Source organism: Mitsuaria sp. CC2, from assembly GCF_048957715.1.
Taxonomy (GTDB): Bacteria; Pseudomonadota; Gammaproteobacteria; order Burkholderiales; family Burkholderiaceae_C; genus Roseateles.
Genome location: NZ_JARVXN010000003.1, coordinates 145510 through 164696, shown reverse-complemented (window position 1 = coordinate 164696; position 19187 = coordinate 145510). Strand labels below are relative to the sequence as shown.

The following is a 19187-nucleotide window of genomic DNA, read 5'->3' as shown; positions in this document are numbered from 1 at the left end:
AGTCCGCACCCTGCAGCGGCCGCATCGAGCCGCTCGGCCATGACCATCGAGGGAGGACCACCCATGACCACCACCGCGCGCGACCGCCATCGATCGCTTGTGCCCGCCTTCCCGCGCAGGATGCGCCTCGGGTTGAATGCCGCCTGCGCCGCACTGCTGGCCGCCACGACCCTGAACGCCACCGCGGCGACCACCACCCCACCGACCCAGGACGCCCAGGCGATGGAGATGGCGCGAAACAGCGCAGCCCACTTCGCCGCGAAACGGTACGCGGAGGCGCTCACCGACGCGAACCGGGCCCTGGACTTGAAGACCGACGAGCCGGCCCTCTTCATGCTTCGCGCGTTCATCGAGCACGAACAGGGCAATCCCCTGCCAGCGCTGCAGGACACGACCGAAGCGCTGCGCCTGCGACCGGACCTCCCCGAAGCCCGCGTGTTCCGCGCACGCCTGCGCAGCGTTCTGGGCGATCACAGCGGCGCCGCGGACGACATCGCGCGCGCCGTGCCGCTGATCCCGCCCGAGGCGGAACTGCGCGTCGAGCTCGCGCGCTATTACGACTATTACGACCAGCCGTCCGAGGCCGTGCGCCAATGGGAACTGTGGCTGAGCCATCGTCCCGGCGACGCCGATCAGCGCATCGGGCTGAACGAGCGATGCTGGCTGCGCGCCCGCCGCGGCATGGAGCTGCCGCTGGCGCTGCACGATTGCCAACGCGCGGCGGCGCTGCCGGGCAGCACGCCCGCCCCGTTCGATTCGCTCGGCTGGACGCAGCTGCGGATCGGCGACCTGGTCGCCGCCAAGGCGGCTTTCGACGCGTCCCTCGGCATGAAGGCGGACCACGTGTGGTCGCTGTACGGCCGAGGCCTCACCGCGTTGAAGGCGGGGGACGCGCAAGCGGCCGAGCGCGACCTGCGGGCGGCGCGTCTGCTGAAACCCGCCATCGGCACGGAAGTCCGAGAGGCAGGATTCGAAGTGCCCGACGGCGTCGAATGACCTGACCCCGGGGCGCCGCCGACCCCGCGGCGCCCGGGGTCGACGATCCGGCACGGCATCGCCCAGAAACAGAAAACCCCAGGCGGGCGACCGCGCTGGGGTTTCTCATGTCGATCGCAGCCCGGTGCGAGACCGGGCCTGCTTTGATCACATGTTCTCGATCATCACCTTGAAGCGCCGGTAGGAACGCCTAGGCATCGACAAAGTCCTCAATAGACCCGCCTCATGGCCCCATCCATGGCCCCAACTTCCGCTCTGGGCTGGAAGCGGTCCTTCGACCCGCCGCATTTGGCCGACCCGTCTCGACCCGTTGCGGACCTCGCGCAAGTCGATCTGAGCTCCAGAAAGCGAACGTTCGCAGCGAAGTCACGCTGCGCGGATCTCCGTAGCATTACGAACCACATATTCACGGCCGTCTTCCTCTGCCCGCAGCAGGTAATCGTTCAATTTCGACGATCCCACATCTTTCAACGCCCAGAGTGCGGCGATGCGCTGGTATTCGTGACCGGTCTTCCATGCGCGCTCTGCGAACGATTCAGCCTTGCCTGACTTGAGCGTTGCCAGCGCCAAGAGAGAACGCCGGCTTACGTATTCGTCGGCGTCTTGCACAAACTGCACCAGCAATGCCTCTGCTTTCAATTTGTGCTCGTTCATATCTCCCAACTTCGCTGCGATTTGCCACTTGGCGTCCGTCTCAACCGAATGGATAGCCCGAGCGGCAAGGATCAACAGGGTGTCGCTTCTGCCAGCAAGGTCGTCTGCAATGACTTCAACTTCGTTGTCGCGCGCCAGCGCGTAGACGAAATCTTCCGTCGTAGCCTCAGTCCAAGCTGCCACCGGTACGGTTTCAACTAGGCATTTGGCGGCAGCCCAGAGGCGCCTCCATTCCGGGTAGTCACACTCCCACTCGCCCGACCTGGTATCCACGGGAATTCCCGCAGCCCACTGCTTAAAGCGGGCGACCTCAATCTGGAGGAGCAATGCAGCGTCCATGGTGCAGCGTAACGAATGCGAGGAGAGTAGGTTACCCGAGAGCGGCCGCTGGTGAAATTCGGTTCTTGGCCGAGAGCTGATCTCCGGTGTGAGCAAGGCGAACGGCCGCTTCCGCGACCGAGGAGCCGTCTGCGTCAGGCTGGAAGCGGCCTCCGAGGCCGCGGGAATTGAACCCGCGTCCCACCCCGATCCTGCTGGTGCGGGATCGAACGGTGCGAAATCGGTGCGATTCTGGCGCCAGAAGTTCCGCAATGACTCGCTTCGCACCCGGCAGTCGGCCACGTGGTTGCATGCCGCCTGATGCGCTGGGTCGCGACTTCATCGATCGCCCCCCGCATATGCGGGGCGCGAGTGGCAGCGACGGCCTAGCCACGACCTTATCCTCCGCCCGGCGTTAAATTCTTGGCAACAATGCGTTGACCCCGCTTGATTGCCCACCAGCGTGGCTGCCAGTCACAAGACGACTTCATCCCAGGGAGGGGAAATGATCCGAAAAATTGCCGGCGTCTCACAGGCCATGTTCAAGTGCCTTGCCGCAAGCGCGTTCCTTGCGATGACTGTGCCCGCCACTGCGGCTATCGTGGTGCACACATCAGACTTCATCTCGAATGACAGCCGCGCAGGCTTCAACGGGTTTGAGGGGATGAGTGCGGACGTGGTGCGGACCGCGACTTACACAGAAGGCGGAATCAGGGTCGATCATGTTGGCTCGCCAGTGGAGATCTGGACACCCACGGACTCGAGCCGGCGGGGCTTTGAAGGGCAGCGCGCCTGGTACCCCACGCAGCTGGAACTGAGCCAGAGCGGACCACCCACCTATGAGCGACTCACCCTGAGCTCTGGTGCTGATTTCGACTCCGTCGGCTTTTTGCTCGGTACAGGATACGGCGGTTACTGCAATCCGAACTGTGACGAGGTCGCATCACTCCTGACTCTGCACTATGCGCTGTTCAAAGACGGACTAAGCGTTGCCTCAGGTGTCCTTGACCACCACCCGAACGCACATTACGTTGGCTTCTCCGGTGGCGGCTTTGACGAGATCCGGTTGTGGGATCACCCCACCATTGCGCCGGACAATCGCAGTGCGCTGATTCTTGACTCGATCGAATTGGCTCGCGCGGTGCCGGAGCCGACAACTGCGGTTCTCATGTTGACCGGACTTGGGCTTCTGGTGCGACAGCGCCGAAATGGGCGCAAGCAGCAGCATTGGCGCTGAGCCGGGCAGATGGAGCACCAGGGAACCGTCGAACGGTCAACTGGCACATCCATTCTGCAACACAAGCCTGAAGAGCTACACCAGCTCAGCGAGTTGCTCGATGAACTTCATCGATTCAAGCGTCGAGCCGGGCGGCGGTGTGCGGACGCCCTCACCGCCCACCGGCCACGCCCAGAGCACCTGCGTATAGCTGGTTCGCTTTTTCCTAAGCCAGATGTCCTCGACCCCTCCGACAAGGATGCCACGTGGCTCTATTCGCAGCACGCGGGCATCGAACAGCTCTACGGACCATCCGTATTCGCCACGCGTCGGCATCAGCGTGCATACCCACAAGCCCCTCTCATCCCGCCCCTGATAGGCGCTCTGGTTGAAGCTGAGTCGCCCAGCCATCGGCGTCTGCGCCCGCAGCTCCGCCGACGTCAACTTGACGCCGCGCGATCGAAGACAAAGGGCATGGGCCAACATGGTAAATACTGTACGTAATCACAGTATATCCAGTGGATGCGCAGCGCGGCACGCCCTGCCTGGAGGAGCTGGTCGCCGGTGTGAGTTCGAGCACGTCAGCGACGAGATCTGTTGCGCCGCGGCGAGCAGCTCGTCCGTCGCGATCGCGTCGGCCTGGTCGAAAAACTCGGCGGGCGCGGGACGGATCAGATCTCGCGCCTGGTCGACAGATCCGGACAACCAGGTCGACCAGTCCGACGGCTCGAGGTGGACCACCGCGCGCTTGTCCTGCTGATCTGGCGGGAGCTTCGAATCGGGCTTGTGCAATCGCCCAAGCAGCGGATGCCCGTCGCAGTTGCAGGTCAGCATGGTGTACGACGGCACGATCTCGCCGGTCTCCGCGTCGGTCCAGTGGTTCCAGATGCCGGCAAGCATCCAGGGCGCCCCATCGGCGCGCCGCAGCTGCCACCAGACGTTCTTGCCCGTCTCCCAGTTCGGCTCGCCGTCGAAAGCGCCCCATTTAGCGCGCGGGCGGGGCGGGGTCCCGAGGGCGCGCTAGAGGATTTGGTCGGCGGCAACGGCATTCGGTCCCTAGGTACGCCTCTGCGCCTCCTCGCCAAGCGTTCGGCATCGTTCGGCGAGCCACGAACAAACGCGGGCTTAACTGAGTGCCACGCAACCACGTGCTGCGCCCCACGCTTCCTCACTTTGCCGACCAATGCGAGGCTGGGTTGATTAGTTGTTCGGCATTCCACCCAGCTTGGTCGCGACCGCAGACGGGTTGCTAACCGGTTGCGGGTTGGATGCACAGCGGTTGCCAGCTGGTTGCCGAAAGGTTGCGAGTGGACACACGACCAATGCGATATCCGAGCGAGCGAGCCCCCATCCGGGAAGCTGCTGCATCTCGTCATCCGACACTTTGGACGCTTCTAAAGGTGCGCCACTGGCACAGCGGACTGGCGACATCGGCTCGGCCTCCCGATCTTTGGCCGCTGGCGCTGGGCGATGGACGGTGGATCGAAAATGCAATCGCTGTCGAAGCAAAAGCTAATTTCGGCTTTATACCGATTGCTTCGGGCCTTCACGTCACCTTAACGAGCCTCAACCTCTGGGGGGTAGCTTGCCTCACTCCGCGATGGCAAATTCTCTTCCGACGTGCTCATACGTCGACTAAATGGGAGTATAAGTAATGCGCATTCTCCAAGCCGCTTTGGCTTTGACGGCATGTTTGGCAATTGGGCCAGTTCATGCTCAATGTGAATCCGAGACGAAGCAAAAAACTGAAGTTCGGGCCGACGGTACGCGGGTGAAGACCTTAACTTCGTCGTGCGCCACCATTTCCCCAATTTTGCCCACCAGACCCATTGCCAAGCCCCAAATCGAAGACGGCGGAAATCAGTATCAGATTTCTTTCGAATTGGGGCTGGTTGAGATCAACGGCAAAAATTTGTACAATCAGCAGGTTTGGTACGATAGCTTTGAACCCTTCTACAACAGCAACGAGATTGGAAAGGAGGGTGGAGGCGTAGGTGGTGGCGGCATTACTCTTCCAGAGGGAGCCACCAAGATGGAAAAATGCAAAGCGATAGTTGATATTTGCGTTGGAGACGCAATGCGTCTAATGAACAATTTAAATACTGGCGTCTGTCAGGGGATCGAACGAGGCTGGTTCCAGCTCGGCTCGCAGCATATAGCGGCTAAGACAGCATGTATTACCGGGAATGAAGCGGTATTCCGCAATACACGAGATAACGTCTGCCCACTTAAGATGGCGACTTGCATGGCGCAGGAATAACTTCAGTCGGCAGGCTCGGCAACCGTAATGAAAAAGACTATTCTTCTGACGATATTTGTGATCGTGGGCGGCGTAGGCATCGTGACCTACGTTCGGGATGGAAGTACGTCGTCGCCGACGTCCCATTCGATTCGTCCGGCAGAGGATCCAGGTTCCACCGCGTCAAGCGCACCGGTTTCCTCACCACCCGTTCTGACGCAAATGGCCGAGCCTGCCAGCGCCACTGCCGCTGTAGCCCTGTCGAAGTCTTTCACTCGCGAGTCTGCGGCGGCAAAGGTCGAGGCAGCGCGCTCCTCCAGGGATCCACTTTCGTCTTACCAAGCTGCGAAGCAGATCGATGCTTGTGCGTCCGTGGACAGCAATCTTGAGGCTTGGATGTCAGCGCTAACGCGCGCCGTAAATAATTCCGAACAGCATCGCGCGCTTACAACGCTTGTGCAGCTGACGCAAGCTCAACAACGTGACTGTCAGACCCTGTCGTCGGAACAACTCTCGCAGCGAGACAAGCTACTGGAAACTGCCGCTCAAGGCGGCGTCGAAGGTGCAGCATCCGAATATTGGGAAACCGTGCCATCTCGTCGCGGAGAAAAGTGGCTTCACGACGGGGTACAGCAGGATGCCAAACAAGGCGATACGGCAGCCCTGTTCGCTGCGGCGAACAGGGCGACCCAAATCACGGCAGATCCAGTCGCGGCGGCTGCTTATCGAGTTGCCTTAATCAGCATTGCGGAGTCCAGCTTTGGTTCATCTTCAGATAAGGCTTACGCGTCGATTGCCGCAGGATGGCCTGTCCCTCAGACAAATTTAACGGAAGACGAGCGAAAGCAAATTCAGACACTTGCCGCTGAGATTGAGCTAAATGCGGAGAAAAGGCGGGCGAAATCGTCGCCAAAGAACTGACCTTACGGCGAAGGCGCGTTACCAGCACTTCTTGTATACACGGCTCATAAGCAGTTGTATGGCTTAGGCAGCTAACTTCCCTCTGGGGAGCCCGCGCCGTCGCCGGCGTCAATGGTGTAGGAATCGAACCGGACCACCTCCTCGCCCATCCAGTCGTTCAATGCGCGGAAGCGCGCCTGCAACGGGTCGATCTCATTGCGCGCGAACACCTTTGCCGCCGGCAGCACGGCGCCGAAGCCGCCCGTGTTGCCCGGCACGATGCCGAGCAACTGCGGCGGGATGCGATGAGCCGCGAGGACGTCATCCCGGCTCACGTTCTTGATGTTGACGAACTCGTCCTTCGCGGCCACCTCGCTGACCGGGATGAGCTGCACGCCATCCTTCTTGCCGTTGGGCGAGTACAGGAACAGATTGCGGAAGTTGCCCGGACCCTTGCTGTCCTTCAGCGCCTGGCGGATCGCGTCGATGTCGTCCTGCTGCTGTGCCGGGTCGCTGATGTACATGATGAAGCCGGCGGGCCATGGCTCCTGTCGCTGGCCCCGATCATGGCCCCATTTTGTGGGCACTGTCGTTCATCACAATTCAGCATCAGAAACGAAAAACCCCAGCCGAATCAACGAACTGGGGTTCATAAGACAACCTGGGACATGCCCAGGCAGGTCATCACATGTTCTCGATCATCACCTGACCGAAGCCCGAGCACGACACTTGCGTCGCGCCGTCCAGCAGGCGGGCGAAGTCGTACGTGACCTTCTTCGACAGGATCGACTTCTCGATCGACGAGATGATCAGGTCGGCCGCTTCGGTCCAGCCCATGTGACGCAGCATCATTTCAGCCGACAGGATCTCGGAACCGGGGTTCACGTAGTCCTTGCCCGCGTACTTCGGCGCCGTGCCGTGGGTGGCTTCGAACATGGCAACGGAGTCGCTCAGGTTCGCGCCCGGGGCGATGCCGATGCCGCCGACCTGCGCCGCCAGCGCGTCGGAGATGTAGTCGCCGTTCAGGTTCAGCGTCGCCACGACCGAGTACTCGGCCGGACGCAGCAGGATCTGCTGCAGGAACGCGTCGGCGATGCTGTCCTTGACCACGATGTCCTTGCCGGTCTTCGGGTTCTTGAACTTGCACCACGGGCCGCCGTCGATCAGCTCGGCGCCGAATTCCTTCTGGGCCAGGGCGTAGGCCCAGTCACGGAAGCCACCTTCGGTGAACTTCATGATGTTGCCCTTGTGGACGATCGTCACGCTCGGCTTGTCGTTGTCGATCGCGTACTGGATCGCCTTGCGGACCAGGCGCTCCGTGCCTTCCTTCGACACCGGCTTCACGCCGATGCCCGAGGTCTCGGGGAAACGGATCTTCTTGACGCCGAATTCCTCTTGCAGGAACTTGATCAGCTTCTTGGCCTTGTCGCTCTGGGCTTCGAACTCGATGCCGGCGTAGATGTCTTCCGAGTTCTCACGGAAGATGACCATGTCCGTCTTGTGCGGTTCCTTGACCGGCGACGGCACGCCTTCAAACCAGCGCACCGGGCGCAGGCAGACGTACAGGTCCAGTTCCTGGCGCAGCGCGACGTTCAGCGAGCGGATGCCGCCGCCGACCGGCGTCGTCAGCGGACCCTTGATCGAGACCACGTAGTCCTTGAGGACCGTCAGCGTCTCTTCGGGCAGCCACACGTCGGGGCCGTAGACCTTCGTCGACTTCTCGCCGGCGTAGATCTCCATCCAGTGGATCTTCTTGGCGCCGCCGTAAGCCTTCGCCACGGCCGCGTCCACGACCTTGATCATCACCGGGGTGATGTCCAGGCCGGTACCGTCACCCTCGATGTAGGGAATGATCGGGTTGTTCGGAACGTTGAGCGAGAAGTCGGTGTTGACCGTGATCTTCTGGCCGCCCTCGGGCACCTTGATGTGCTGGTACATGGAGTCGTCTCCGCGAGTCGCGTGGGTGGTTTGGGGTAAACCGGAAGCGTTGATTCTATGACAGCGAAACTTTCAATCGGCGGATGCCTCAAGCATGTCCCTGGGAAGCGCCGCGCCGCGCCCCGACACGTCATCCGCAGTACGCCCTGACCTGCGCCCACAGGCCGTGACCGAGCGCCCAGAACGATCCCGCCGCCAGCATCGCACCGGACAGACGGGTTGCGATTCGCACACCCGAGCCGCCCGCGAGGCCGCCCGGTCTGCCCAGGCAGGCCAGCAACCAGGGCCCGGCCAGCAGGCCCGGCGACGAGCCCAGCGCGAAAGCCGCCATCACGCCAGCGCCCTGCCACGGGCCATCGGCAAGCGCGGCGACGGTCAACGCGGACTGCAGCAGCCCGCAGGGCCAGGCGAGCCAGGCCAATCCCGCAAGACCGGCACCCACCGTGCGCGCGGGCGACAGGGCGACCGCGCCGGCGCCGCCGTCGAGCGACGCCACGGGGATCCCGACCGCCGCCGGCGCGCGCGTCGTCCACAGGCGCAGGACCCATCGCGGCGGCGCCGCGCGCCAGAGGAGGAAAGTCCCCATCGTCAGCGCCGCGAGATGCACCATCAGCCACAGCGGCCGCAATGCCCCGGACGTCGACTCCCAGCGCAGCAGACCGCCGACGCTGGCCGCGACCACCGCGCCGCCCGCCGCGTAGCCCAGCAGCCGGCCGGCCTGGAACACCGCGATGCCGCTTCGCCGCCCGGCCGTCACCGCCGCGCAGGGCGCGACGCACATCGCCGCGCAGTGCAGGCTGCCGGCGGCCCCCATGACGAACGCGGTGCCTGCGAGCGCGAGCGGGAGTATCACCATCCTTGCGTCCGAGTCAGAGGATGCGCGAGAAGCGCACCGGCGCCTCCGCCGGCGCGCCCGCCGGTGCGCCGGCCACGCCGCCCGGCCTCAGGTACCGGTCGAACACCATCGCCACCGCCCGAACGAAGAACCAGCCCATCGTCGTGACCTGCACCGCGCGCGGCTCGATGGTGACGAGCCCGTCCGCCGCCATCTGGCCCAGACGCACGAGTTCCGTCGCGAAGTACTCCGCGGCGACGATGCCGTGCGAGCGTTCGATCGGCTCGAAGTCGAGCCGGCCCTGGCACATCAGCGCCATGATCGCGTCGCGCCGCACCAGATCGTCCTGGTCGAGCGCCAGACCGCGCTCGACGGGCAGGCGTCCCTCGCGCAAGGCGGCGTAGTACTCGGGCAGCGTCTTCACGTTCTGCGCGAACGAGGCTCCGAGCTTCGAGATCGCCGACACCCCCAGCGCCACGAGATCGCAGTCCGGCTGCGTGCTGTAACCCTGGAAGTTGCGATGCAGCCGCCCTTCCCGCTTCGCGACCGCCAGCGGATCGTCCGCGAGCGCGAAGTGGTCCATGCCGATGTAGCTGTAGCCGCGCGCGATGAAGCCGGCGATCGCGCCGGACAGCATGCGCAGCTTGTCGCCGGGCGGCGGCAGCGCGGCCGGCTCGATGCGCCGCTGAGGCTTGAAGCGCTGCGGCAGGTGCGCATAACCGTAGAGCGCGATGCGGTCCGGGCGCAGCGTCGCCACCTGCTCGACGGTCCGCGCGAACGAGGTCGGCGTCTGCAGCGGCAGGCCGTAGATCAGGTCCACGTTGATCGATCGGAAACCGAGGTCCCGCGAGGCGCCGATGAGCGCCGCCACGCTCTCCAGGCTCTGCTCGCGGTGCACGGCGCGCTGTACGTCGGGATCGAAGTCCTGCACACCGAAGCTCAGGCGGTTGAAGCCCAGCGTGCGCAGGTGGCGCAGGCGCGCGACGTCGATGGTGCGCGGGTCGACCTCGATCGAGATCTCGGCGTCCGCGGCCAGCCGGAAGTGCCGGTGCAGCAGCGCCATCAGCATCGACAGTTCGCGGTCGGCGAGGAAGGTCGGCGTCCCGCCGCCGAAGTGCAGCTGGGACACCAGCGCCCGGTCGCCGAGCCGGCGGTGCACCAGGCCCATCTCGACCTCGAGCGCGTCGACATAGGCCGCCGCACGTTCGTGGTGCCGTGTGACGACCTTGTTGCAGGCGCAGTAGTAGCAGACCGATTCGCAGAACGGGATGTGCACGTAGAGCGACATCGGCTGCCGGGCCGCGGGACCGAAGGCCCGCAGCGCCAGCAGCTCGCCGTGGCGTTCGGCATCCAGGCCCGCATGGAACCGGTCCGCGGTCGGGTACGAGGTGTACCGCGGTCCCGCGATGTCGAAGCGGCGCAGCAGATCGGCGTCGGGGAGGCTGCAGTCCCACGGGGTCGGGTCAGGGCTCATGGGCGAGATCCTCACCCTTTGTTGGCACAACGTCATTGATTGATGTCATTGCCGGCGTCGATGGCCCGGCAAAAAATCCGCCGCTTCCTCGCATGCCCGACGAATCCATGCCGAGCGCCACGCTGTCCGCCCCACCCGCCCCCCCTCTCTCCCCTTCGCAGTCGCCCTCGCCGTTACCCTCGCCGTTACCCTCGCCGTTGCCCTCGCCGTCGCCCCCGCCGTCGGCCCCGCCGGTGACGTCCGCCGCCGCGATCGAGACCACCCGGATCACCTGCGCCACTTGCACGCTGAGACAGGTCTGCCTGCCGACGGGACTGCCCACGGCCGACGTCCATCAGCTGGAACGCATGATCTCGGACCGGCGGCAGGTCGCGCGCAACACCGTGCTGTTCAAGCCCGGTGATCCGTTCGAGGCCGTCTACATCGTTCGCACGGGCTTCTTCAAGGTTTCGGCCCTGGCGGAGGACGGTCGCGAGCAGATCACCGGTTTCCACATGGCCGGCGAGATGCTCGGCCTGGACGGCGTCTTCAGCGGCGCATACGCGAGTCAGGCGGTGGCGCTGGAGGACTCCCAGATCTGCGTCGTGCCCTACGGACGGATCGATGACGTGACCCGGGACGTCGACCGCCTGCGCCGTCAGTTCCATCGCCTGATGAGCCGCGAGATCGTCCGCGGACAGGGCGTGATGACGCTGCTCGGTTCGGTGCGCGCGGAACAGCGTGTCGCGACCTTCCTGATCCACCTGATGCGGCGGCTGCGGGCGCGCGGTTTCTCGTCGTCGAGCGTCGTGCTGCGCATGACCCGCGACGAGATCGGCAGCTACCTCGGCCTGAGCCTGGAGACGGTGAGCCGCACCTTCTCGCGGATGCAGGAGGAGGGCCTGCTCGAAGTCCGTGCGCGCGAGGTGCGCGTGCTCAAGCCGCGTCGCTTGCTGCAACTGGTCCGCCGCACCGCCTGAAGACACCCGCTCCGGCAGCGACGCGGTCAGCGCGCCTGACCGCCAGTGGCCGCATGGTTGCGCGCCTTCATCGCGGGCGTCTTCGCGAGGTCGTCGACCTCGTCAGCGGCGACGCCGCTGCGATCGACCGCATGCGTCGAGTGCACCACCGGATCGGGATACGCGATCGCCAGTGTCAACGTGGCCATCGAGGCCACCACCACGACGGTCGGCCCGCCGATCACCAGCCACATGATCGGATGCCGCCACCAGGGACCGCTGGTCGGCAGGTCCGCATCGCTCAAGCGCGTCGTCGTCATTCGCGTCGTCGTTCGTGTCGTCGTCATGACCGCTCCTTGTGGGGAGGGAAAGGTGGAAGGATGGATCCGGCCGCGCTCATCGCGGCACGACGAAAGTGGACTTCTCCAGGAGCGCACGCTCGGGGCGCACGGCGGGCACGGCGGGCACGGCGGGCACGGCGGGTGCGGGAGATCCGGAGGGCTCCGCGGCGGTCACCACGCGTCGGATGGCGAAATGCATCGGATGCGCGCCAGCACCCAGCGCCCGCGCGCGCGCTGGAGGCAGTCGCAGCGCGACGGTGATCCATCGCGCCTCGGCGGGGCCGAGCGTCAGTTCGGCCGAAGGGGACGCGACCCGCAAGCCCTCGATGCCCTGCACATCGAGGACGAAGCGCTGCGTCGATTCCGCGGCGTTCATCAATTGGAGCCGGTAGAGGTTCTCGATGACGCCGTCCTCCACCTCGCGTGCCAGGGTCGCGCGGTCGCGCACGACGTCGACCTTGAACGGCATCCGGACGGCCAGACTCCAGACCAGTCCGCCGGAGACCAGCCCGAGGATCGCGCCGTACACCAGCACGCGCGGTCTGAGCACGCGGCGCCACTGCCGCGCCGCTGTCCATCGATGCTTCATGCCGTTCTGCGTCGCGTAGCGGATCAGGCCGCGCTCGTAGCCGAACTTGTCCATCACGTCGTTGCAGACGTCGATGCAGGCGGCGCAGCCGATGCACTCGTATTGCAGCCCTTTGCGGATGTCGATGCCGGTCGGGCAGACGTGGACGCATTGATGGCAGTCGACGCAGGCGCCGAGGCCGAGCGTCGACAGGTCGGCCTTTTTCGAACGCGCACCGCGCGGATCGCCCCGCGCGGCGTCGTAGCTGATGATCAGCGTGTCGCGGTCGATCATCGCGCTCTGGAAGCGCGCGTAGGGGCACATGTACTTGCAGACCTGCTCGCGCAGGTAGCCGGCGTTGCCGTAGGTCGCCAGGCTGTAGAACAGGATCCAGAAAAGCGCCCACCCGCCCAGCGCGAACGCGGCCGCGTCGGCGCCCAGCGCGCGCACCGGCTCGAAGTAGCCCACGAAGGTGAATCCCGTCCACAACGACACCGCCAGCCACGCCGCATGCTTGCCGCCCTTGCGCAGCAGCTTCTCCGCATTCCAGCCGGCGCGGTCGAGCCGGATGCGCGCGGCGCGGTCGCCCTCGATATGGCGCTCGATCCAGAGGAAGATCTCCGTGTAGACCGTCTGCGGGCAGGCATAGCCGCACCACAGGCGTCCCGCCACCGCCGTGAAGAAGAACAGCCCGAAGGCCGACACCACCAGCAGCGCCGTCAGGTAGATGAAGTCCTGCGGATACAGGATCAGGTCGAAGATCAGGAAGCGGCGCGCCTCCAGATCGAACAGCACCGCCTGGCGCCCGTTCCACTGCAGCCACGGCAGCCCGTAGAACAGCAGCTGCGTGGCCCACACCAGCGCCCAGCGCCACACGGCGAACCAGCCGTGCACGGCGCGGGGATAGATCTTGGCTTCGGCGGCGTAGAGCGAGATCGTCTGGGGTTCAGGGCTGCTCATGCGAGAGTCCCCACACGTAGCCCGCCAGCACGCGGATCTGCTCCGGGCTCAGGCGCGAGCCGTGTTCCGGCATGTGGCTGTGCTTGCCGCTGTTGACCATGGCGACGATGGCGGACTCGCCCCAGCCGTGCAGCCAGACCTTGTCGGTGAGGTTGGGCGCGCCCAGCGCCTGGTTGCCCTTGCCGTCCATGCCGTGGCAGGCCGCGCAGGCGCTGAACGTCGATTTGCCGAGCGCCGCCGCCACCGAGTTGTGCGGACTGCCCGACAGGCTCAGCACGTAGTGCGCGAGGTTGCGCACGTCCTCGCCGCTGCCGACCGCCGCGGCCATCGGCGGCATGGTGCCCTCGCGCCCCTGCGTGATGGTCTGGACGATGGTGTCGCCGCTGCCGCCGTAGAGCCAGTCGTTGTCGGTCAGGTTGGGAAAGCCCTTCGACCCTCTGGCGTCCGAGCCGTGGCAGGTCGCGCAGTTGTTGGCGAAGAGCCGCTCGCCGATGGCCCTGGCCTGCGGGTCCGCCGCCAGCGATTCCACCGGCTTGCCGTCGAAGCGCGCGTAGATCGTGTGCATCTCCGCCCGCGCCAGCGCCTGCTCGGCCTCGTACTGGCCCGTGCTGGACCAGCCCAGCGACCCGGCATACGCGCCCAGTCCGGGGTACAGCGCCAGGTACAGCCCCGAGGCCACCACCGTCAGCACGAACAGCACCATCCACCAGCGCGGCAGCGGGTTGTTGAGCTCGCGGATGTCCTCGTCCCAGACGTGGCCGGTGGAGTTGTCCTCGGCCATCACCTTGCGGCGGCTGGCGATGATCAGCAGCGCCAGGCACAGCGCCAGGCCGAGCACCGTCGACGCGGCCACGAACAGCGACCAGCCGTTCGAAACGAAATCACTCATGACGACCTCCTCGGGGCGCGTCGTCGTCCGTCAGGACAAGGGCGCCCAGGTCTTCGAAACGTTCACGGTTGTGCCGGGCATAGGCCCAGACGACGATGCCGACGAACACCAGCAGCGACACCACGGTCACCGCGGAGCGCAGCGCATTCAGATCCATGTCGGGCATGGGGAGCTCCTCTCGTCGCTTCAGCGCTTCAGCGCTTCAACGCTTCAGCGCGGTGCCCAGCACCTGCAGGTAGGCGACCACCGCATCCATCTCGGTGCGGCCCTTGATCTCGTCGCCCGCCTGGGCGATCTGCTCGTCGGTGTAGGGCACGCCGACGGTCCGCAGCGCGCGCATCCGGGGCGCCATCTCCTTCGGATCGACGGCCGCGCCCGCCAGCCAGGCATAGGCGGGCATGTTGGATTCGGGCACGAGGTCGCGCGGGTTGTTCAGGTGCAGGCGGTGCCACTCGTCGCTGTACTTGCCGCCGACGCGTGCCAGGTCAGGACCGGTGCGCTTGCTGCCCCACTGGAAGGGGTGGTCGTAGACGAACTCGCCGGCCACCGAGTAGGGCCCGTAGCGCAGCGTCTCCGCGCGCAGCGGCCGGATCATCTGCGAGTGGCAGTTGTAGCAACCCTCGCGGATGTAGACGTCGCGGCCGGCGAGCTGCAGCGGGGTATAGGGCTTGAGGTGTTCGACCGGCTGCGTGGTCGAGCGCTGGAAGAACAGCGGGACGATCTCGACGACGCCGCCGACGATCACCGTCAGCAGCACCAGCACGATCATCAGGAAGTTGCTGGTCTCGATGCGTTCGTGGCCGCTGGCTTTGGCATGGAGGTTGGCCATGGCGTGCTCCTTGGCGCAGGTTCAGGCGGCGGCCGCGAGCGCGGCGCCGGGGATCGGATGGCGGACAGGCCGGCCGGCGCGGACCGTCATCACGACGTTCCAGGCCATCAGGCACATGCCGCCCAGGTACAGCAGGCCGCCGAGCAGGCGCACCACGTAGAACGGATAGGTCGCCTTGACGCCCTCGGCGAAGGTCCAGGTCAGGGTGCCGTCCGGGTTCACCGCGCGCCACATGAGGCCCTGCATCACGCCGGCGATCCACATCGCGGCGATGTAGAGCACGATGCCCAGCGTGGCGATCCAGAAGTGCAGCTCGATGGCGCGCTTCGAGTACATCTCGACGCGGCCGTACATGCGCGGGATCAGGTGGTACAGCGCGCCCATCGAGATGAAGCCCACCCAGCCCAGCGCGCCGCTGTGCACGTGACCGACGGTCCAGTCGGTGTAGTGCGAGAGCGCGTTGACGGTCTTGATCGACATCATCGGCCCCTCGAAGGTCGACATGCCGTAGAAGGACAGCGCGACGATCAGGAACTTCAGGATCGGGTCGTCGCGCAGCTTGTGCCACGCGCCGCTGAGCGTCATCACGCCGTTGATCATCCCGCCCCAGCTCGGCGCCAGCAGGACCAGGGAGAACAGCATGCCCACGCTCTGCGCCCAGTCGGGCAGCGCGGTGTAGTGCAGGTGGTGGGGACCCGCCCACATGTAGGTGAAGATCAGCGCCCAGAAGTGGACGATGGAGAGCCGGTAGCTGTAGACCGGCCGGTTGGCCTGCTTGGGGATGTAGTAGTACATCAGCCCGAGGAAGCCGGCCGTCAGGAAGAAGCCGACCGCGTTGTGGCCGTACCACCACTGCACCATCGCGTCCTGCACGCCGGCGTAGGCGGAGTAGCTCTTGGTCAGCGAGGCCGGGACCTCGGCGCTGTTGACGATGTGCAGCAGCGCGACGGCGATGATGAAGGCGCCGAAGAACCAGTTGGCCACGTAGATGTGGCGCACGCGCCGCACGCCGATCGTGCCGAAGAAGACGATCGCATAGGACACCCAGACGACGGCGATGAGGATGTCGATCGGCCATTCGAGCTCGGCGTATTCCTTGCCGGTCGTCAGCCCCATCGGCAGCGTGATCGCGGCCAGCACGATCACCAGTTGCCAGCCCCAGAAGGTGAACCAGGCAAGGCCCGGCGCAAAGAGCCGCACATGACTGGTGCGCTGCACGACGTGGAAGGCCGTGGCCATCAGCACGCAGCCGCCGAAGGCGAAGATCACCGCGTTGGTGTGCAGCGGCCGCAGTCGGCCGTAGCTCAGCCAGGGAATGCCGAAGTTGAGCTCCGGCCAGGCGAGCTGCGCGGCGATGATCACGCCGACCAGCATCCCCACCACGCCCCACAGCACCGCGGCCAGCGAGAACGCGCGCACGACGCCGTCCGCATAACTGGGCGCTGCACCGGGCGATTCACTGGCCGCTTCATCGGCCGCTTCATCGGCCGCTTCACCGGGCCCATCCCTGCGCGCATCACGGGGCGTGAATGCGCGTCCTCCCTCCGACTCTGATTGGCTTGCCATGCTGGCTCCTCGTGGCGCTTGTTGCGCCGATGCCAGCCATTGTTCGGCGCCCTCTCGAAGCGCGTGTTGACGCACATCAAGCTTGCGCGTCGTCCTCGAGAATTCGTTGACCTTCCCGGTCCAGCGACTCCAGTTGACCGTCCTGCACGGCCCAGCCGAAGACGGCCAGGACCAGCAGCACGAGGACGACGGACAGGGGGATCAGCAGATAGAGGATGTCCACAGGGATCCTTCAGGTGCCAGGCGGGTGCCAGGTCAGGTGCCGGGTTTTGACAGGCGCGTGGCGTTCGCGACGACGAGCAATGAACTCATCGCCATGCCCAGCCCGGCAGCCCACGGCGGCAACCAGCCGACCAGCGCCATCGGCACGCACACGGCGTTGTAGAGCGCCGACCAGGCCAGGTTCTGACGCACGACGCGGCGCGTTCGTCTCGCCAGGCGCAGCGCGGCCGTGATGGCGTCAAGACCGTCCGACGTCAACACCGCGTCCGCACGCGCTTTCGCGAGGTCGGCGCCCTGCCCCATCGCGATCGATACCTGCGCCCGCGCCAGCACCGGCGCGTCGTTGAGGCCGTCACCGATCATCAGCACACGATGCCCTTGTGCCTGTAACGCGGTGACGTGCTGGAGCTTGTCCTCCGGGCGGGCGCCGCCGCGCCAGCGCGCGATGCCCGCTTCGCCCGCGGCGGTTTCGACCCGCGCGGGTTCGTCGCCCGACAGCACCTCGACCGCCAGCCCCCTCGCCTGCCATTCGGCGATCGCGGCTGGCGCGCCCTCGCGCAGCCGCTCGTCGACCTGCCATGCGCCGCGCACAAGGCCTTCGCAGGTCAGGACGATCTGTGCGTCGGGGAGGTCGGACGCCCCGCTCGCATGCACTCGCGGCGGACACCGGGTGTCGACCGCCCATCGCGGCGCGCCGAGACGCCATCGACGCCCGCCCGCGTCGCGGCCTTCGAGGCCGCGGCCGCTGAATTCCTCGATCGTCCACACGTCCTTCGCGCCGGACGGGGCGGGCAGCGCCGCCGCGAGCGCCCTGGACAACGGATGAAGCGAGCTCGCGGCCAGTGCCGCCGCCGACGCCAGGGCCTCTGCATCCGGACCCTGGGCGGTTGCGCCACGCAGTCGCGGCGCGGGATCGGTCAGCGTGCCCGTCTTGTCCATGACGATCCAGTCGACATCGGCGAGCGATTCGATCGCGTCGAGCCGCGACAGCAGCAAGCCGCGCCGCGCGAGCGCGCCAGCCGCGGCCAACCAGGCCGCGGGCGCCGCCAGCGACAACGCGCAGGGGCAGGTCACGATCAGCACCGACACCGCCACGGCCACCGCCCGCGAGGGGTCGACGCGCTGCCAGACGAGCGCTGCCGCGAAGGCCAGGCAAAGGACCGCCGCGAGGAACCAGCCCGCCACGCGATCCGCCGTGCGAAGCGTCGTCGGCCGGTCCTGGAACGCCTGGGCCATCAGGTGGCGGATGCCCGCGAGCCGTGTCTGTTCGCCGACGTGCCGCACGCGCAGGGTGAGCACGCCGGCGAGATTGAGGCTGCCGGCGAGCACGGCATCTCCCGGCCCCTTCGACACCGGGCGCGATTCCCCGGTCAGCAGGGATTCGTCCGCGGCGCCGGTGCCGGCCTCGACGATCGCATCAGCGGGCATGCGCTGCCCGGCGGCGACGCGCACCCGGTCGCCGACCGCCAGCGCATCGATCGCGACGCGCGCCACGGTGCCATCCTCTGCCAACCGTTCGACGTCGTCGGGCAACGCCTCCGCGGCCTGTTCAACCGCCGCCGCCGCGCGATGCCGCGAGCGCAGTTCCAGATACCGCGCGCCCAGCAGGAAGGTCACGAACATCGTGATCGAGTCGAAGAAGACGTCGTGTCCGAACGGGCCGCCCGGGTCCAGCGTCGCGCCGCTGCCGGCCACGAAGGCCACGCCCAGTCCGAGCGCCACCGGCACGTCCATGCCCAGGCGCCGTCCGCGCAGCTGACCCAGCGCCGCCCGGAAGAACGGTCCCGCGGAAAGCAGCATCACCGGCAGCGTCAGCACCCACTGGCCCCAGCGCAGCAGCGCGGCCTGGTCGGGCGCCAGTTCGCCGGGCGCGGCCACGTAGGACGGCCACGCCAGCATCATCACCTGCATCATCAGGAAGCCCGCGACGAACAGGCGCCAGAGCGCCTGGCGATGCTCGCGCCGGCGCAGGTCGCGGGCCGGGCCCGCGACATCAGGTACGACGTCGTAGCCCGCCGGCGCGAGCACCTGCCGCAATTGGTCGAGCGTCACGAGGTCCGGATTCCAGTCCAGCACCAGCGTCTGGGTCGACGGATGGACCTCGGCCCGACGCACGCCGCGTTGCGCGTGCAGCAGGGACTCGACCAGTCCCGCGCAGGTCGCGCAGTGCATGCCCGACAAGCGGAAACGACCGCGCGTCAGCGCTGCGTCGGGAGCGGGGCGATTGGCGCGTCGGGCGTCGGTGCCCGGGGCGCCGGCGGACACCGTGACGGCTGAAGCGGGCAACATGGCCCTGATAATCCG

The 19187-nt window shown here is 66.3% G+C and carries 19 protein-coding genes and 1 pseudogene; 5 read left to right on the top strand and 15 right to left on the bottom strand.

The genetic code is table 11. The annotated features are described in order from the left end of the window. Window positions 1–63: 63 nt before the first annotated feature. Window positions 64–996 carry a hypothetical protein gene (locus PV762_RS01480; RefSeq protein WP_421033249.1) on the top strand — a complete coding sequence of 311 codons (933 nt, stop codon included), beginning with the start codon at window positions 64–66 and terminating at the stop codon, window positions 994–996. A 366-nt stretch (window positions 997–1362) separates the two neighbouring features. Here the strand turns inward: PV762_RS01480 and PV762_RS01475 are convergent, their stop codons facing one another. Continuing rightward, a complete protein-coding gene (locus PV762_RS01475) occupies window positions 1363–1989 on the bottom strand; it encodes a HEAT repeat domain-containing protein (protein ID WP_421033248.1) in 627 nt (208 codons plus the stop codon). 484 nt (window positions 1990–2473) lie between these two features. Here PV762_RS01475 and PV762_RS01470 point away from each other — a divergent pair, with 484 nt between their 5' ends. After that, the gene (locus tag PV762_RS01470; protein ID WP_421033247.1) at window positions 2474–3205 is read left to right on the top strand and encodes a PEP-CTERM sorting domain-containing protein; all 732 of its coding nucleotides are present in this window, start codon (window positions 2474–2476) and stop codon (window positions 3203–3205) included. Window positions 3206–3280: 75 nt separating this feature from the next. Here the strand turns inward: PV762_RS01470 and PV762_RS01465 are convergent, their stop codons facing one another. After that, window positions 3281–3670 carry a hypothetical protein gene (locus PV762_RS01465; RefSeq protein WP_421033246.1) on the bottom strand — a complete coding sequence of 130 codons (390 nt, stop codon included), beginning with the start codon at window positions 3668–3670 and terminating at the stop codon, window positions 3281–3283. Between the two features lie 18 nt (window positions 3671–3688). Beyond that, the gene (locus PV762_RS01460; protein ID WP_421033245.1) at window positions 3689–4084 is read right to left on the bottom strand and encodes an SOS response-associated peptidase family protein; all 396 of its coding nucleotides are present in this window, start codon (window positions 4082–4084) and stop codon (window positions 3689–3691) included. 754 nt (window positions 4085–4838) lie between these two features. On the opposite strand from PV762_RS01460, the gene PV762_RS01455 reads away from it, so the two are divergent. Further along, window positions 4839–5444 (top strand): hypothetical protein, encoded by a 606-nt coding sequence (locus tag PV762_RS01455; protein ID WP_421033244.1) that lies wholly within the window; start codon window positions 4839–4841, stop codon window positions 5442–5444. Between the two features lie 27 nt (window positions 5445–5471). Beyond that, a complete protein-coding gene (locus tag PV762_RS01450; protein ID WP_421033243.1) occupies window positions 5472–6344 on the top strand; it encodes a hypothetical protein in 873 nt (290 codons plus the stop codon). Window positions 6345–6415: 71 nt separating this feature from the next. Here PV762_RS01450 and PV762_RS01445 read toward each other — a convergent pair. The 4 genes and pseudogenes from PV762_RS01445 to hemN form a co-directional block, all read right to left on the bottom strand. Continuing rightward, window positions 6416–6859: pseudogene (locus PV762_RS01445) on the bottom strand (capsid portal protein); the annotation flags it as partial. Window positions 6860–7007: 148 nt separating this feature from the next. Continuing rightward, window positions 7008–8261, bottom strand: a complete 1254-nt coding sequence (gene icd / locus PV762_RS01440; RefSeq protein ID WP_421033242.1) for an NADP-dependent isocitrate dehydrogenase — start codon at window positions 8259–8261, stop codon at window positions 7008–7010. 130 nt (window positions 8262–8391) lie between these two features. Beyond that, on the bottom strand, window positions 8392–9117 hold the full coding sequence (locus tag PV762_RS01435; RefSeq protein ID WP_421033241.1) for a sulfite exporter TauE/SafE family protein: 726 nt from the start codon (window positions 9115–9117) through the stop codon (window positions 8392–8394). 13 nt (window positions 9118–9130) lie between these two features. Beyond that, window positions 9131–10570 (bottom strand): oxygen-independent coproporphyrinogen III oxidase, encoded by a 1440-nt coding sequence (hemN, locus tag PV762_RS01430; RefSeq protein WP_421033240.1) that lies wholly within the window; start codon window positions 10568–10570, stop codon window positions 9131–9133. A gap of 233 nt (window positions 10571–10803) precedes the next feature. Here hemN and PV762_RS01425 point away from each other — a divergent pair, with 233 nt between their 5' ends. Beyond that, on the top strand, window positions 10804–11529 hold the full coding sequence (locus tag PV762_RS01425; protein ID WP_421033239.1) for a cyclic nucleotide-binding domain-containing protein: 726 nt from the start codon (window positions 10804–10806) through the stop codon (window positions 11527–11529). A 26-nt stretch (window positions 11530–11555) separates the two neighbouring features. Here the strand turns inward: PV762_RS01425 and PV762_RS01420 are convergent, their stop codons facing one another. The 8 genes from PV762_RS01420 to PV762_RS01385 all read right to left on the bottom strand — a co-directional run bounded on the left by PV762_RS01420 (window position 11556) and on the right by PV762_RS01385 (window position 19172). Further along, window positions 11556–11855 carry a hypothetical protein gene (locus tag PV762_RS01420; protein WP_421033238.1) on the bottom strand — a complete coding sequence of 100 codons (300 nt, stop codon included), beginning with the start codon at window positions 11853–11855 and terminating at the stop codon, window positions 11556–11558. Window positions 11856–11904: 49 nt separating this feature from the next. Further along, complete coding sequence (ccoG, locus tag PV762_RS01415) at window positions 11905–13377, bottom strand: cytochrome c oxidase accessory protein CcoG (RefSeq protein ID WP_421033237.1); 1473 nt, start codon at window positions 13375–13377, stop codon at window positions 11905–11907. Beyond that, window positions 13364–14266, bottom strand: coding sequence for a cytochrome-c oxidase, cbb3-type subunit III (gene ccoP / locus PV762_RS01410; protein ID WP_421033236.1), 903 nt, complete (start codon window positions 14264–14266; stop codon window positions 13364–13366). The genes ccoG and ccoP overlap by 14 nt, the downstream gene beginning before the upstream one ends. Next, on the bottom strand, window positions 14259–14432 hold the full coding sequence (locus PV762_RS01405; protein WP_421033234.1) for a cbb3-type cytochrome oxidase subunit 3: 174 nt from the start codon (window positions 14430–14432) through the stop codon (window positions 14259–14261). The genes ccoP and PV762_RS01405 overlap by 8 nt, the downstream gene beginning before the upstream one ends. Before the next feature lie 36 nt (window positions 14433–14468). After that, window positions 14469–15095: a cytochrome-c oxidase, cbb3-type subunit II gene (gene ccoO, locus PV762_RS01400; RefSeq protein WP_421033233.1), complete on the bottom strand. Its 627-nt coding sequence runs from the start codon at window positions 15093–15095 to the stop codon at window positions 14469–14471. Window positions 15096–15116: 21 nt separating this feature from the next. Further along, the gene (ccoN, locus tag PV762_RS01395; protein WP_421033232.1) at window positions 15117–16661 is read right to left on the bottom strand and encodes a cytochrome-c oxidase, cbb3-type subunit I; all 1545 of its coding nucleotides are present in this window, start codon (window positions 16659–16661) and stop codon (window positions 15117–15119) included. Between the two features lie 76 nt (window positions 16662–16737). Next, a complete protein-coding gene (gene ccoS / locus PV762_RS01390; protein ID WP_067269376.1) occupies window positions 16738–16884 on the bottom strand; it encodes a cbb3-type cytochrome oxidase assembly protein CcoS in 147 nt (48 codons plus the stop codon). A 32-nt stretch (window positions 16885–16916) separates the two neighbouring features. Further along, window positions 16917–19172: a heavy metal translocating P-type ATPase gene (locus PV762_RS01385; protein WP_421033231.1), complete on the bottom strand. Its 2256-nt coding sequence runs from the start codon at window positions 19170–19172 to the stop codon at window positions 16917–16919. Window positions 19173–19187: the final 15 nt, after the last annotated feature.

What these genes read in the sequence shown, in the direction of transcription:
- PV762_RS01450 (WP_421033243.1), top strand. Translation starts at nt 5,472, where the DNA reads ATGAAAAAGACTATTCTTCTGACGATATTTGTGATCGTGGGCGGCGTA.
- PV762_RS01465 (WP_421033246.1), bottom strand. Translation starts at nt 3,670, where the DNA reads ATGTTGGCCCATGCCCTTTGTCTTCGATCGCGCGGCGTCAAGTTGACG.
- hemN (WP_421033240.1), bottom strand. Translation starts at nt 10,570, where the DNA reads ATGAGCCCTGACCCGACCCCGTGGGACTGCAGCCTCCCCGACGCCGAT.
- PV762_RS01420 (WP_421033238.1), bottom strand. Translation starts at nt 11,855, where the DNA reads ATGACGACGACACGAACGACGACGCGAATGACGACGACGCGCTTGAGC.
- PV762_RS01435 (WP_421033241.1), bottom strand. Translation starts at nt 9,117, where the DNA reads ATGGTGATACTCCCGCTCGCGCTCGCAGGCACCGCGTTCGTCATGGGG.
- icd (WP_421033242.1), bottom strand. Translation starts at nt 8,261, where the DNA reads ATGTACCAGCACATCAAGGTGCCCGAGGGCGGCCAGAAGATCACGGTC.
- ccoG (WP_421033237.1), bottom strand. Translation starts at nt 13,377, where the DNA reads ATGAGCAGCCCTGAACCCCAGACGATCTCGCTCTACGCCGCCGAAGCC.
- PV762_RS01405 (WP_421033234.1), bottom strand. Translation starts at nt 14,432, where the DNA reads ATGCCCGACATGGATCTGAATGCGCTGCGCTCCGCGGTGACCGTGGTG.
- ccoP (WP_421033236.1), bottom strand. Translation starts at nt 14,266, where the DNA reads ATGAGTGATTTCGTTTCGAACGGCTGGTCGCTGTTCGTGGCCGCGTCG.
- PV762_RS01480 (WP_421033249.1), top strand. Translation starts at nt 64, where the DNA reads ATGACCACCACCGCGCGCGACCGCCATCGATCGCTTGTGCCCGCCTTC.
- PV762_RS01460 (WP_421033245.1), bottom strand. Translation starts at nt 4,084, where the DNA reads ATGCTTGCCGGCATCTGGAACCACTGGACCGACGCGGAGACCGGCGAG.
- ccoO (WP_421033233.1), bottom strand. Translation starts at nt 15,095, where the DNA reads ATGGCCAACCTCCATGCCAAAGCCAGCGGCCACGAACGCATCGAGACC.
- PV762_RS01470 (WP_421033247.1), top strand. Translation starts at nt 2,474, where the DNA reads ATGATCCGAAAAATTGCCGGCGTCTCACAGGCCATGTTCAAGTGCCTT.
- PV762_RS01475 (WP_421033248.1), bottom strand. Translation starts at nt 1,989, where the DNA reads ATGGACGCTGCATTGCTCCTCCAGATTGAGGTCGCCCGCTTTAAGCAG.
- PV762_RS01385 (WP_421033231.1), bottom strand. Translation starts at nt 19,172, where the DNA reads ATGTTGCCCGCTTCAGCCGTCACGGTGTCCGCCGGCGCCCCGGGCACC.
- ccoN (WP_421033232.1), bottom strand. Translation starts at nt 16,661, where the DNA reads ATGGCAAGCCAATCAGAGTCGGAGGGAGGACGCGCATTCACGCCCCGT.
- PV762_RS01455 (WP_421033244.1), top strand. Translation starts at nt 4,839, where the DNA reads ATGCGCATTCTCCAAGCCGCTTTGGCTTTGACGGCATGTTTGGCAATT.